This is a genomic window from Acinetobacter sp. 778_lipA (assembly GCF_058242985.1).
In genome coordinates, this window is the sequence record NZ_JBZAYT010000001.1 from 1,442,877 (window position 1) to 1,456,721 (window position 13,845).

Consider the following 13,845-nt stretch of genomic DNA (forward strand, 5'->3'; position numbering starts at 1 on the left):
AATTTACATATTAAAATGCAAAAAGATCAGCCTAAGCTGATCTTTTTTATACAATACTTATTTTTCTAAGTATTGTAATTTATCGGCTTTACCATTCCACTCTTCACGATCCTCAGGTTGATCACCGATTTGAGTAATGTTTGGCCATTTTTGAGCAAGTTCAGCATTTAATTCAATAAATACTTCTTGACCTTCAGGGAGTTCATCTTCAGAGAAAATTGCATTTGCAGGACACTCAGGTTCACATAGCGCACAGTCAATACATTCGTCTGGACTAATGACTAGGAAATTTGGACCTTCATAAAAACAGTCTACTGGACATACTTCTACGCAGTCTTGATATTTACACTTAATACAATTTTCAGTGACAACAAAGGTCATGGCGTCAGCTACCTAAAAATATGGTTCTAATTAATAATGCTGTATTTTAGGGAAAACGTCGCAAACTAACAATTGCTTTTATTGATATTTAATATAGAAGAACCTGCTAAATCAATTTTTTTTATAGAAAATTCTTCTAACTTGTGATGAATTATACATTTTTAAAAATAGGCGCTATTATTTTGATGTCGCCATAGGTGAAAAAATGCTAAACATATTCAAAAAAGAACATAAATATGAGACTAAATCACATAAGTGAAATGGGGTAATTACTTTTATGTGTTGTTTTTTTAGTCAGCTATCATTTTTAGAATTATTTGGAACTGTATTTTCAGGATCAGTAATGTCATCACAACGTATAGATAAGATGAATATCTTCAGGTTCTAATTCCAATAACTGCTGATCAGGTTTTTCTAAGACAAGCGCACCTTGTTTAAGATAAAAGTCGACAGTGCGCTGGGTTGGTGTTGCTGAAATATATAATTGTTTTGCACCAAGTTGATCGGCTGATTTTATCGCTGAATGCATCAGCTGTGTACCAAGACCAAGGCCTTGATGATTTGCATCAACATAAAAATACTGTAATAGCTTTGCTTCTGGATAATCTGCGATGACTTGATTAGATACCAGTTGGACACCAATTAATCTATTCAATTGATTGAATGCACCCACACATAGCCCACCTTGAATAAGATGTTGCTTTAATACAGGGGGATCATTTGCTAAATGATATTCATCCCAACTTTGCACATCATAAAAACAATCGACTAAATGTAATTTTTGCTTTTGTTGTAGATACATTTGAGTGATTAATTCACGACGATCAATGTGCTTCCAAATGAAGTCTATGTCAGAAAGCTGCAGGGGCTTGAGTGAAATATTGATATTATTCTCCTAAAACTTAGCACTCAATCACCTAGTATGAAGTGCTTTTAATTATCGTCTAGATTGGTATTTAAAGATCAATAGACTCAAGTTATTTCCAGTCTAAGTAAAGGAATTTTAAACCTGCTTAGACTGGGTAGTTGTTATTGCTTATGCATTTAGTGCCGCTTTTAATGCATAGAGGTGATCAAGTGCTTGGCGAGGCGTTAAATCATCGACATCAATATTTGCTAAAGCATCGAGTATAGGGGATGACTTTTCAACTTCGACGACTTTTTCAATTTCAATGATTTGTTCAAACTTTTCAGGTTCAACGGTTTCAACTTCAGCAAATAAGTCATTTTGCACAACGGATTGCAACTGTTGCTGTTGTTGTTTCTCTAAAATCTTTAACCGCTTTTGGGCTTCTTTAATCACTCCTGCAGGAATTCCTGCAAGTTTAGCAACTTGTAAGCCATGACTTTGACTGGCAGGACCTTGTTGCACTTTATGCAATAGAATCAAATTACCATTTAACTCTTTGGCCGTCACATGGTAGTTATCAATAGCCACTTCTTTTGAAAGCTCAGTTAATTCAAAATAGTGCGTGGCAAAGAGGCATAGACATTTGATTCGTTTGGTCAGATCAAGCACACATGCCCAAGCTAGAGATAGCCCATCATAAGTACTTGTACCACGACCAACTTCATCCATAAGTACCAAAGATTGATTGGTTGCATGATGTAAAATTTGAGAAGTTTCTGTCATTTCCACCATAAAGGTAGATTTACCTGTAGATAAATCATCAGCAGAGCCAATTCGAGTAAATATACGGTCAATCGGTCCTAACTTAGCCGTTTTAGCAGGAATGAAACTGCCACAATAGGCTAGTAAACTAATGAGTGCAGTTTGACGCATAAAGGTTGATTTTCCGCCCATATTTGGCCCGGTAATGATCGCCATTCGATGATTGAAATCGAGTAGGGTATCATTGGGGGTAAATGGCGTTTTACTGAGTGATTCGACTACAGGATGACGACCTGCTGTAATTTTAATCCCGATTTCTGGGCTATACTCTGGCCGATTCCAATTATTCAAACGGGCTTGATAAGCAAAGTTTGCCAATAAGTCGATATGGGCAATTGATGCGCTCATCATTTGTAAATTGCCAATATCAGCTCTTAACTCGTCTAACAACATTTCAAAGAGTAGTTTTTCTCGAGCAAGCGCACGCGATTCACTTGAAAGAACTTTATCTTCAAAGGATTTTAACTCAGGCGTGATATAACGTTCGGCATTTTTCAGCGTCTGACGGCGGATGTAATGATCAGGTGCTTGTTCAGCTTGAGCACGGGTAAGTTCGATATAGTACCCACTGACACGGTTATAACCAATCTTCAGGGTATTGATGCCCGTGTTTTCTCGTTCTTGGATTTCTAAATCAATCAGGAATTGACCTGCGTGATCACGGATTTTACGCAATTCATCAAGCTCAGCGTCAAAGCCTTCTGCAATTACATTGCCGTCGCGTAATAATACAGGCGGGTGTTCAACAATTGCGGACAGCAATCGTTGATGTAACCCATTAAAATCGCCTAATTCTTCATTTAATTGAATGATCAATTTAGATTGTTGCGTCTCAAGAATAGGTCGAATAGCATGTCTTAGGAACGGGATTTGTGCACAAGCTTGACGAAGCTGTACCAAATCACGAGGACGCGCACTGCCAAGCGCAATGCGACTCAAAACACGTTCAATATCCCCAATTTCTTTTAAAACTAAGCGAACAGGACTTTCATGATAGCCTTTGAGTAAAGTATCTGTCGCATCTAAACGTGAATCTAAAATTTGAGTATCACGGATCGGTTGCATCAATGTACGTGCTAGCAATCGTCCACCCATTGCAGTCTGGCAGTCATTGATCAAGCTAAACAGTGACGTACCATGCTCAAACAAAGGATCAATAATTTCTAAATTGCGGCGTGTAACTGGGTCAAGTGCAATAAAATCCGAGCTTTGTTCTAATTTAATTGAGCGGATATGCGGTAATGCCGTTTTTTGAGTTTCTTTGGCATAATGAATCAATGCAGCAGCAGCTGCCTTAGCCAGTGGTAAGTGGTCAATACCAAAACCAGAAAGTGTAGAAACTGAGAATTGGTCACATAAGGTTTTTTGTGCATTATTTAAATTAAAATCGACATTTGGCCGTTTGGTAATTGGACATTCAATTTGTCTTTTAATGTCTTCAATAATATTGGGGTCAACAATATCTTCATCCACCAATATTTCACTTGGCATTAAACGTGCCAATTCAATTGCCAAGCTCTCAGACTTGAAATCTTGCTGTTGAACTTTAAAAATACCCGCACTTAAATCCAGCAGTGCCATCCCAATTTGATTTTGTTGAAAGCATATTGCAACAAGATTAGATGCTTGGGTTGCGGTTAAGAGGGCATCATCGGTCAATGTTCCAGGGGTAATGATTCGTACCACACCGCGTTCGACAGGACCCTTACCAGTCACTTCACCAATCTGCTCACAGATAACGACAGCTTCGCCTTTTTTAACCAAACGAGCTAAGTAACCTTCCGCCGCATGGTATGGAACACCCGCCATTGGAATAGGTTCACCATTGGCTTTACCACGATGAGTGAGGGTAATCCCCAAAAGTTTTGCGGCTTTTTTTGCATCGTCAAAAAATAGTTCGTAAAAATCGCCCATGCGATAGAACATTAAAGAGTGTGGATGCTGCATTTTGACTTTTAGATATTGCTGCATCATTGGAGTGTGGGAGGATAAGTCAGCCATTGTTTCCATGCTATTCATGTATATTAAATCTCTAAATTTAAATAATAAATAAGTTTATTTTGAAAGTTTGGCTATCTAACCAATTCTAACAACTTCTGTGCAAATCTGACCTAAGTAAAGGAAAAAGCATAGCTTTAGTTTACTTTTATTAGTGCCAAAATTGAGTCAACAATGTGTGAGGAAACAAATTGATTTCTCTCGATCGCCATCTTAACAAATTGAGGCTGATTCACAAAAAGGAATCAGAAGATGAGTGCGGAAATTAGCAACAAAAAGAAAGTGGCATTATCTGCTCGTACTATTGATAAAATGAAGAGGAGAATGCCGTAAAGAGTGATATTGGTGAATATTATGATTTGATAGTGATTTGCGGAAAGACTAGATTGAAAAGTTTCGTCTACCGCGATAGGAGCCCAATAGATAATTCATTGAAAAAAATTACACTGGATAACTATCCTATCATTTGTTGGGGCACGAAAACTCAAAGAACAAATTGAAACAAGACGTACTTTATATGCTGATGTAGTTACGGTTTTAGGTCATAAACAAGCTGACCGTGTAATGAGAAAGGACATTGTCGATTTTATTAAAAAACTATTGATCGTGGAGCTCAGGTACAAGCAGGGTGTCGGTTATCAGAGTTAATCATTGCCTATGATTATGCAATCGGTTTAGGTTGTTTTTCTGAGAGTTTTGCTAATCCAGCTTTGCTAGCCAAATCTAGTTTAAAGCAAACGGGAATAAAACTTACCTCTAGTAAACGCACAAGAGTATTATCTGATTTCGAACTTAAACAGGTGCTTGCTTGGTTACCTATATTTGGGTTTTCTAAACATCATAAAAGTATATGACATATAGCTCTTTAGACTGGTGCAAGTAGAGGTGAGATTTGTTCAACTGAATGGAAGGATGCAGTGAGCAGTCCAAGATCTGAAAGTTCTGTATTGACTGCAGTTTCAATCATGAATTTTTTAAAAGCTGCTGTTATTTGGTTTAAGTCTTTTGGAGTTTTTAGACCTTTAGCCAATTCAGCAGCCATACCTTTGATTGTTGTTTCAGCCATGTGAAGTACCTTATGTAATTATCCTCTGAAGGATAAATGAAAATTAAGCACTTACACAAAATTTAGAATAGTTTCAGTTCTAATATTTACCAAGATGACTCTAATTGAATACCAAAATTAGAACCATTGCTGAGATTATTAAAACTGCTATCAACATAAAGTGAATCTCATTGACCTGACTTTGAAAATGTCTTGCAGTCAGTTTGTCCCCTAATAATTTGACGCAATGCATCTTGGTTTCAACCAAACTTCGGCGATGATAGCCAGACCAGTTTTTCCATATAGTCCTACCCAAATGTTTAACTGTTCGAAGCAGTTCATTGCGTTCTAACGAGCTAATTTTTGTATCTTTCCAAGGTTTAGCATTTTTTCTGGATGGGATTACTGCATGAGCTTGCCGATCGGAAATCACTTCTCGACATTGTTTCGTATCATAAGCTCCATCAGTATAAACGGAATCAATTGGTTCAGCTGGTGGAATCTGATTAAGTAAATCACCGAGTACCTGGGAATCACTGACGTTGTTTGTAGTGAGCTGAACTGCACGTATTTGCAGGGTTTCAGCATCGATACCAATATGTAATTTACGCCATTGTCGACGATATTCAGGCTGATGTTTCTTACGTTTCCACTCACCTTCACCTAAAAATTTCAAACCTGTAGAGTCAATGAATAGATGGAGTCCACCACTACTTCTTTGATAGCAAATCGAAATATCAATATGCTTTTGTCTTCTACAAAGGGTGGAGTAATCTGGTGCTGCCCAATCCAAGCCAAAAAGTTGAATGAGACTTTGAACAAAGCCAGTGACCATACGTAAAGACAGACGGAATAATGATTTAATCATTAAACAACATTGGATTGCTGTATCTGAATAGGTTTGATTTCGACCTTGTTTGCCATGCGGTTGTTCATACCACTGAGTATTTGGATCAAACCAAATGGCAATATTTCCACGATTAATGAGAGCTCGGTTGTATGAAGACCAATTAAGAGTACGGTAAACTTTAGGGCGAGGCTTATTCATTTGAAAATTATAGTGTGGAATCAGCCTTTAGAGATAGGTTTGTGCAACAAAGCCCCTTGAAATTAAAAATAAAAAATTATGTGGCTAAAATTATTAAAAAAATCCTTGAAAAATAAATACTTAAATAAGCACTTTATTCTGAATAAATAGGTTGAATTAAAATACTTTTATAAAAAATAAAATAAATGGGCTGTTTCAAACTTCGAAATTAAGTCATGAGTATTGAGTCTATTTTTGATGTTTTTATATTAACTTAAAGTTAATGAACTCTTATTGAGGTTGATTGATCAAAATCTAAGAAAAAGCTTTTATAGATTCAAAGCAAAATACAACATCAGGATAAGTCACATGGAAGGATCAGTTCAAAACAAAGAACGTGTCTGGAATACACGTCGACACGCAAAACAACTCAAAGTTGATATGGCACGTAAATATACCGATGGGGTGGTTATACCTACACAGGACATTATCAAGGTCTTGGAAACTTTGATTACGCCAGGCGATCGTGTCGTTCTTGAAGGGAACAATCAAAAACAAGCTGATTTTTTATCACGTTCACTGGCACAAACCAATGCTTCGGTTTTGTATGACTTACATATGATCATGCCCAGTGTTGGGCGTCCAGAGCATCTAGATTTATTTGAAAAAAGGATTGCCCGAAAACTGGATTTTTCATTTGCTGGGACACAGAGTTTACGCATCAGCCAGTTAATCGAAGATGGTTTATTAGAAGTCGGCGCCATTCATACTTATATCGAACTCTATTCGCGGTTATTGGTTGATTTAATTCCCAATGTTGTATTGTCAGCAGGCTTTATGGCTGATCGCCATGGCAATATTTATACAGGCCCAAGTACTGAGGATTCACCTGCTTTAATCGAACCTGCTGCATTTAGTGATGGCATTGTTATTGTTCAAGTCAATGAATTGGTTGATGACGTACAGGATTTACCACGGGTAGATATTCCAGCATCGTGGGTTGACTTTGTCGTGGTTGCGGATAAGCCATTTTATATTGAACCCTTGTTTACACGTGATCCCAAACATATTAAGCCTGTGCATATATTAATGGCAATGATGGCGATTCGGGGAATTTACGAACGCCACAATGTGCAATCACTCAATCATGGTATCGGGTTTAACACGGCTGCGATTGAATTGATTCTACCAACTTATGGTGAGTCATTGGGACTAAAAGGCAAAATCTGTCGAAATTGGACACTCAATCCGCATCCTACACTCATTCCTGCTATCGAAACAGGTTGGGTGGAAAGTGTGCATTGCTTTGGTACTGAGTTAGGGATGGAAAAATATGTTGCTGCTCGTCCAGATATATTTTTTACAGGTCGTGATGGCTCATTAAGGTCCAACAGGATGATGTGCCAGCTTGCGGGACAATATGCAGTAGATTTATTTATTGGTGCAACTTTACAAGTTGATGGTTCTGGACATTCTTCTACAGTTACCAAAGGACGCTTAGCTGGTTTTGGTGGTGCACCGAATATGGGACATGATCCGCGGGGTCGTCGACATGCCACACCCGCATGGATGGATATGCGTCCTACTCAGGTAAATGAGACTGATACCTTTTTGGCACGTGGTAAAAAGTTGGTGGTACAAATGGTGGAAACCTTTCAAGAAGGTGGCAAACCTACTTTTGTAAATACGCTTGATGCTGTGGATGTTGCGAAAAAAGCAGGAATGCCACTCGCTCCAATTATGATTTATGGAGATGACGTTACCCATTTGTTGACTGAAGATGGTATTGCGTACCTATACAAAGCCAGCAGTTTACAAGAACGTCAAGACATGATTGCCGCCGTTGCAGGAGTGACTGATATTGGCCTCAATCATAATCCAAAAACTACGGAACGCTTAAGACGAGAAGGACTGGTTGCATTTCCAGAAGATTTAGGTATTCGTCGTACTGATGCCACACGTGAGTTATTGGCCGCTAAAAATATTGCTGATTTAGTCACTTGGTCAGATGGTTTATATCAACCGCCTGCAAAATTCAGGAGTTGGTAATGAATGCCTATGTTCAATCATACTCACAACAACAATGTGCATTGTTGGCAGATTTAGCTGTAAATGCATTGATTGCCGAAGTTAATTTAACGCCGAAGCCTGCGTTGGTTGATCGACGTGGTAGCGGAGCACATGATGACTTAAGCCTAGTGTTGATGGAGCAATCTGCGTATAGCTTAAGACCTATGTTTTTACAAATGGCACAAGCTGCATTTCTACATGCTGACTGTTTGCAGACTTTACGAGAAGTGATTGGTGCAATAGGACGCGCTGGTGAAGTAGCAATGCTCGAAACCACACACGGTGTAAATACGCATCGTGGTGCAATTTGGGCTTTGGGGCTTTTGGTCACGGCGACAGCGCTAGCAATACATAATCAGTATTCTCTTTATGCTTATGATTTATGTCAGGTTGCTGGAAAAATTGCAAAATTAGAAGATAGGTTGATTCCTCTACAACAGTCAAGCCATGGGCAACAGGTACAGCAAAAACTCGGTATAAAAGGAGCTAAAGCTCAAGCACAAGAGGGTTTTCCTGCGATTGTCGAGCATGCATTACCTCAACTTCACTGCAGTCGAAAGATTTCTGGTAACGAGCTTGCTGCTCGAGTTGATGCCTTATTGGCTTTGATGAGCATTTTGGACGATACCTGTGTACTGTACCGTGCAGGGCGAATTGGGCTAAACCGTATGCAAAAAGGTGCACGTTATGTACTTCGTTGTGGCGGATATGCAACTGTTGCAGGGCAATCTGCGCTGAATTTTTTAGAAATGGATTTAATGCGACTTCGTGCTTCGCCAGGTGGAGCAGCAGATTTACTTGCAGCAACCTTATTTTTGGATTGGGTTGAGCATAATCTTAATGAGGAAGGAACGTAATGGAAATACTCAAATTTGAATTTGTTGCTGGCTCAGCACCAGATAAGCAGGTATTGGTGGGCTGTGTGGGTTCAGGAGACCTTGAAATTTTAATGGAACCTAATCTGGCAGGAAAACTTTCAATCGCAGTGACAACTTCAGTCGATGGCAGTGAACAACGCTGGAAAAATGTATTTGAACGTATGTTTACAGAGCAAACTCCGCCAGCAGTACATATTGAGATCCATGATTTTGGCGCAACACCAGGGGTTGTACGTTTACGTTTAGAGCAAGCTTTTGAGGAGGTGAACTGTGGCTAATTTAGAAATCTTACTGAACAAGCAAAGCTTTATCGAACTAGGTGCACGAGAACGTGCTAAAGCTTTACTTGATCAGGGAACCTTTCGAGAGTTACTTGATCCCTTTTCAAGAGTGATGTCACCGTGGCTGATCCAACAAAATATTGTACCGCAAGCAGATGATGGTGTAGTGGTTGCGAAAGGCTATTTAGAAAATCGTCCTGTGGTTGTTGTGGCAATTGAAGGTGGTTTTCAGGGGGGAAGCTTAGGTGAAGTCGGTGGAGCAAAAATTGCGAGTGCGCTTGAACTTGCTGTTGAAGACAATCAAAAGGGTATTCCAACTGCAGCTATTTTGTTATTGGAAACAGGTGGTGTTCGTTTGCAAGAAGCCAATCTTGGGCTTGCTGCAATCGCCGAAATTCAAGCCGCTATTGTTGCGTTAAGACAGTATCAACCTGTTGTTGCCATCATAGCTGGGAGTGTTGGATGCTTTGGCGGAATGTCAATTGCCGCTGCATTGTGTAGTTATTTGATCATGACTCAAGAAGGTCGCTTGGGATTGAATGGTCCACAAGTCATTGAGCAAGAAGCTGGTGTGAACGAGTACGATTCAAAAGATCGCCCATTTATTTGGAGTATTACTGGTGGCGAACAGCGAGTAGAAACAGGTTTAGCTGATGCTTTCCTCGAAGATGATCGTGAGCAGATTAAGCAACACATTATCGACTATTTGGAACAAGGCATTCCGCAACTTCATCGTAGTTCGAACTATGCGTTCTATTTGCCAAAACTTCAGCAGCTTGCAACGGAACAACAAGCAACCCCACAAAATGTACTGGATACATATCGAGGAGAACAGGTATGAATATGGATGTTCGTTCAGTGAAAGCCTCTCTTCGAGGTGAACACTGGTTTATTGCACTGAGTGAAGGTTTTCAGCAACAAACACAATATAGCAAATCTGTTTGGGTGGCTGATGGTCTATTGGGTGATCAGCCTACTCGTTTGATTGTAGTAGTTGCAAATACGGAGAACCAATTCCCTCGCGCACGTGCAGGCGAAGTCGGTTTATTGGAAGGTTGGACTTTGGCAAAAGCGGTAGATGAGGTGATACAAGTAGATCAGCATACCACTCAGAAACGCGCGATTGTTGCAATTGTTGATGTACCAAGTCAGGCCTATGGACGACGTGAAGAGTTATTCGGCATACATCAAGCCCTTGCCGGTGCAGTAGATAGTTATGCGCGTGCTCGGCTAGCACGACATCCTGTGATCAGCTTGTTAGTGGGCAAATCCATGTCAGGGGCATTTTTAGCTCATGGTTATCAAGCCAATCGTATTTTTGCACTCCATGATGATGGTGTCATGGTTCATGCCATGGGTAAAGAGTCGGCAGCTCGTGTCACACTTCGGACTGTAGAAGAGTTAGAAAAATTGGCAGCCAGTATTCCACCAATGGCGTATGACATTCAAAGCTATGCCACGCTAGGATTGTTGACAGCATGTCTTGATGTTGAAAATGCGGATCAGCCTACAGCAAATGATCTGACCCATGTAAAACAGGTGATCACACAAGCAATCACTGACATTCAACAGCAAAACTCGACTGGGCTAGAGCAACGTTTGAATGGTGAAAATAGACAAATGTCAAAGCGTGTACGTGAGTTAATGCGTGCACTGTGGTCGATCTAATGCAGCCACAGGCACATGATCTCCTCTGGGGGCTGACAGAGCAATATCTTCCTTTGGATGTGCCAGATTGGGTGAGTCATGTGATTCAAAGTGGCGATCCTGTAGTAGTTCGTCGTGCAGTTTGTGTATCAGGGATGATTCCTGTTGGGGTTCGGGGGCGGCAAAAATCCCAACGTTATGCTTTGATGATGCCTGAGCAGCAAATTGAAAAATGCATAAAGCCTGAACAACTTTGTAAGTTGGGAGTTTCGCAATTTCCGCATTGGGCAATGCAAATTCTGCACTTACAAATGCAGATGAACGTGCTTTTGTTGCCATGGGGCTACACGGGCAGTATGGGGTTCGAGTTAGCCACGGGGCGTAAAACTGTGACTGCACAGAGCGATCTCGATGTACTGATTCGTACGCCTAAAGATTTGACTAAAGCGCGAGCTTTGAAAATATGGCAACAATTGCAACTGACGGGTTTGCCCTTGGATGTTCAGTTACAAACGCCTTTGGGTGGTGTGGCATTAAAAGATTGGGTGAGAGCAACAGGGAAGGTCCTACTCAAACGCAACCAAGGTGCTGTTTTAGTCAATAACCCTTGGCAAGGATAAGGCAAGTCAATGAGTTCGATTTGGGTGTTTCCGGGGCAAGGTGCGCAAAAGCCTAACATGTTACATGACCTACCTCAGATAAAGTCGGTGCATCAATATCTTGAGCGTGCATCAGATATTTTGGGTCAGGATGTGTTGCTTCTAGATCAGCAAGCAGCTTTACAGTCGACTTATGCAGTACAACTTTGTCTTTATATCGCGGGTGTGGTCAGTGGACATTTATTGTCTGAACAGCAACTCAAACCTGATTATGTTGCTGGACTCTCAATTGGTGCATGGGCCGCAGCTACAGTTGCGGAAGTACTCAGTTTTGAAGATGGTCTAAAGCTGGTTGCTCGCCGGGCAACCCTAATGCAAGACGCATATCCGACAGGATATGGAATGATGGCATTGATTGGGGCGGATAAAGCCAGTGTAAGCGAGTGGGTAAAGGAGGTGCAGCAAGATCAACAAGATGTATTTGTTGCCAATATCAACTCTGTAAACCAGATCGTGATTTCAGGAGTAGACATTGCGATGCAACATGTCGCTGACATCGCACGCCAAAAGGGTGTGTTGAGCAAAAAGCTGAGCGTAGCAGTCCCATCGCATTGTGAGCTATTAAAGAACCAAGCTGAAGCTCTTGATGCTGAGGTTAAAAAAATCAGCACAGGTTCACCAAAAATTCGTTATTTAAGTGGGACGACTGCACGGCTACTGGTGCATCAGGACCAAATTATCGATGACATCACATTTAACATGAGCAGAATGATTGATTGGGAAAGTACCGTTCAATCTGCATGGGAAAGAGGAGTACGCTTACAAATCGAAGCATGGCCAGGAACTGTGCTGACAGGTTTGGCAAAAAAAATATTTACAGATGGAACCGTCATGTCTTTTCAAGGAACACGTTTAGATACGTTAATCGTTGAAATGCAAAAGGAACGCGCTCACACGTTTTAGTCAAAATTTAAAGCAGTGAACGGACAAAAATGTCAAAGGAAACAAGGAATTTATCATGATTATATATGGAGTTGGTTTGCTTGCACTCTGTACACTGGTTGGTGTCGTTGTAGGTGATATGTTGGGCGTATTATTTGGCGTAAAATCTAATGTTGGTGGTGTTGGTATTGCCATGATTTTACTTATTTTTATTCGTATATGGATGGATAAGCGTGGTCTAATGACCATAGAAACTGAAAAAGGGGTGGTATTTTGGGGAACCATGTATATCCCGATTGTGGTTGCAATGGCAGCACAACAAAATGTGATTTCAGCAGTTTCAAGTGGGCATATGGCAATTTTTGCTGCCGTCGCCACTGTTATCGTTTGCACCCTCACAATTGCAGGTCTGAGTCATTATAAAAAAGGTGAGCCTCTTCCAAAAGAAGAAGAGTTTAATTTGGCAGAGTTAGGAGGCAAAGCTCATGGCTGAAACGATTTTAAGCGGTTTAACTCATCTTGGATTAGTCACTGCATTTGCTCTAGTCGCATTGATTATGTGGCTCTCTACAAAGCTTTCTAAATATTTGACCAAAGGGCGAGTACATGCATCTGCAATCGCAATTGTGATTGGTTTAATTCTGGCTTATGTCGGTGGTAGTGTCACAGGCGGTCAAAAGGGTATCACCGATATTGCATTATTTGCAGGTGTTGGTTTGATGGGGGGGGCAATGCTGCGTGATTTTGCAATTGTTGCGACTGCATTTGAAGTGCAAGCATCAGAAGCAAAGAAAGCAGGCTTTATTGGTGTCCTCGCACTATTTTTAGGCACGATTTTACCATTTATCGTAGGGTGTATTTTTGCATGGTTATTTGGTTATCGTGATGCAGTCAGTATCACTACCATTGGTGCAGGTGCAGTGACTTATATTGTTGGTCCTGTTACGGGGGCTGCAATTGGTGCAAGTTCAGAAGTGATGGCTTTATCTATTGCGACAGGCTTGGTTAAAGCAATTTGTGTGATGGTGTCTACTCCAATGACTGCCAAATTTATGGGCTTAGATAATCCTCGTTCTGCTATGATTTTTGGTGGCCTTGCAGGAACTGTGAGTGGTGTATCCGCAGGTTTGGCAGCAACAGATCGCCGTTTAGTTCCATATGGTGCATTAACTGCAACTTTTCATACAGGATTAGGTTGTTTGATGGGACCTACAATTCTATACTTATGTGTCAAACTACTGGTCGGCTAAAATCCACCGTGTAAAATTAAAAAAGGCAATTCTCCTGACAAGGTGAACTGCCTTT

The 13,845-nt window shown here is 40.5% G+C and carries 13 protein-coding genes and 1 pseudogene; 9 read left to right on the top strand and 5 right to left on the bottom strand.

Features of this window, described 5'->3' with window-relative positions:
• Positions 1–57: 57 nt before the first annotated feature.
• The 5 genes and pseudogenes from fdxA to AC4CUY_RS06795 form a co-directional block, all read right to left on the bottom strand.
• Positions 58–381: a ferredoxin FdxA gene (fdxA, locus tag AC4CUY_RS06775; RefSeq protein WP_004721686.1), complete on the bottom strand. Its 324-nt coding sequence runs from the start codon at positions 379–381 to the stop codon at positions 58–60.
• Between the two features lie 349 nt (positions 382–730).
• Complete coding sequence (locus AC4CUY_RS06780) at positions 731–1,261, bottom strand: GNAT family N-acetyltransferase (protein WP_419328971.1); 531 nt, start codon at positions 1,259–1,261, stop codon at positions 731–733.
• Positions 1,262–1,417: 156 nt separating this feature from the next.
• On the bottom strand, positions 1,418–4,072 hold the full coding sequence (gene mutS / locus AC4CUY_RS06785; protein ID WP_490773849.1) for a DNA mismatch repair protein MutS: 2,655 nt from the start codon (positions 4,070–4,072) through the stop codon (positions 1,418–1,420).
• 910 nt (positions 4,073–4,982) lie between these two features.
• Positions 4,983–5,117: pseudogene (locus tag AC4CUY_RS06790) on the bottom strand (IS256 family transposase); the annotation flags it as partial.
• Positions 5,118–5,217: 100 nt separating this feature from the next.
• Positions 5,218–6,144, bottom strand: a complete 927-nt coding sequence (locus tag AC4CUY_RS06795; RefSeq protein WP_483770081.1) for an IS5 family transposase — start codon at positions 6,142–6,144, stop codon at positions 5,218–5,220.
• A 348-nt stretch (positions 6,145–6,492) separates the two neighbouring features.
• Between AC4CUY_RS06795 and mdcA the strand changes: the two genes are divergently transcribed.
• Genes mdcA through madM form a run of 9 tightly spaced genes read left to right on the top strand, consistent with a single transcriptional unit; the run spans position 6,493 to position 13,790 of the window.
• Positions 6,493–8,172: a malonate decarboxylase subunit alpha gene (gene mdcA / locus AC4CUY_RS06800; RefSeq protein WP_336954130.1), complete on the top strand. Its 1,680-nt coding sequence runs from the start codon at positions 6,493–6,495 to the stop codon at positions 8,170–8,172.
• Positions 8,172–9,050, top strand: coding sequence for a triphosphoribosyl-dephospho-CoA synthase (locus AC4CUY_RS06805; RefSeq protein WP_490773850.1), 879 nt, complete (start codon positions 8,172–8,174; stop codon positions 9,048–9,050). Before mdcA ends, AC4CUY_RS06805 begins: the two co-directional genes overlap by 1 nt.
• Positions 9,050–9,349, top strand: a complete 300-nt coding sequence (locus AC4CUY_RS06810; RefSeq protein WP_419328785.1) for a malonate decarboxylase subunit delta — start codon at positions 9,050–9,052, stop codon at positions 9,347–9,349. The genes AC4CUY_RS06805 and AC4CUY_RS06810 overlap by 1 nt, the downstream gene beginning before the upstream one ends.
• Complete coding sequence (locus AC4CUY_RS06815) at positions 9,342–10,193, top strand: biotin-independent malonate decarboxylase subunit beta (protein WP_336954127.1); 852 nt, start codon at positions 9,342–9,344, stop codon at positions 10,191–10,193. Before AC4CUY_RS06810 ends, AC4CUY_RS06815 begins: the two co-directional genes overlap by 8 nt.
• The gene (mdcE, locus tag AC4CUY_RS06820; protein WP_490773851.1) at positions 10,190–11,020 is read left to right on the top strand and encodes a biotin-independent malonate decarboxylase subunit gamma; all 831 of its coding nucleotides are present in this window, start codon (positions 10,190–10,192) and stop codon (positions 11,018–11,020) included. Before AC4CUY_RS06815 ends, mdcE begins: the two co-directional genes overlap by 4 nt.
• Positions 11,020–11,619 carry a malonate decarboxylase holo-ACP synthase gene (locus tag AC4CUY_RS06825; protein ID WP_336954124.1) on the top strand — a complete coding sequence of 200 codons (600 nt, stop codon included), beginning with the start codon at positions 11,020–11,022 and terminating at the stop codon, positions 11,617–11,619. Before mdcE ends, AC4CUY_RS06825 begins: the two co-directional genes overlap by 1 nt.
• A gap of 9 nt (positions 11,620–11,628) precedes the next feature.
• Positions 11,629–12,561 carry a malonate decarboxylase subunit epsilon gene (mdcH, locus tag AC4CUY_RS06830; RefSeq protein WP_419360159.1) on the top strand — a complete coding sequence of 311 codons (933 nt, stop codon included), beginning with the start codon at positions 11,629–11,631 and terminating at the stop codon, positions 12,559–12,561.
• 55 nt (positions 12,562–12,616) lie between these two features.
• Positions 12,617–13,033, top strand: coding sequence for a malonate transporter subunit MadL (gene madL / locus AC4CUY_RS06835; RefSeq protein ID WP_336954121.1), 417 nt, complete (start codon positions 12,617–12,619; stop codon positions 13,031–13,033).
• The gene (gene madM / locus AC4CUY_RS06840; protein ID WP_336954119.1) at positions 13,026–13,790 is read left to right on the top strand and encodes a malonate transporter subunit MadM; all 765 of its coding nucleotides are present in this window, start codon (positions 13,026–13,028) and stop codon (positions 13,788–13,790) included. Before madL ends, madM begins: the two co-directional genes overlap by 8 nt.
• Positions 13,791–13,845 lie beyond the last annotated feature (55 nt).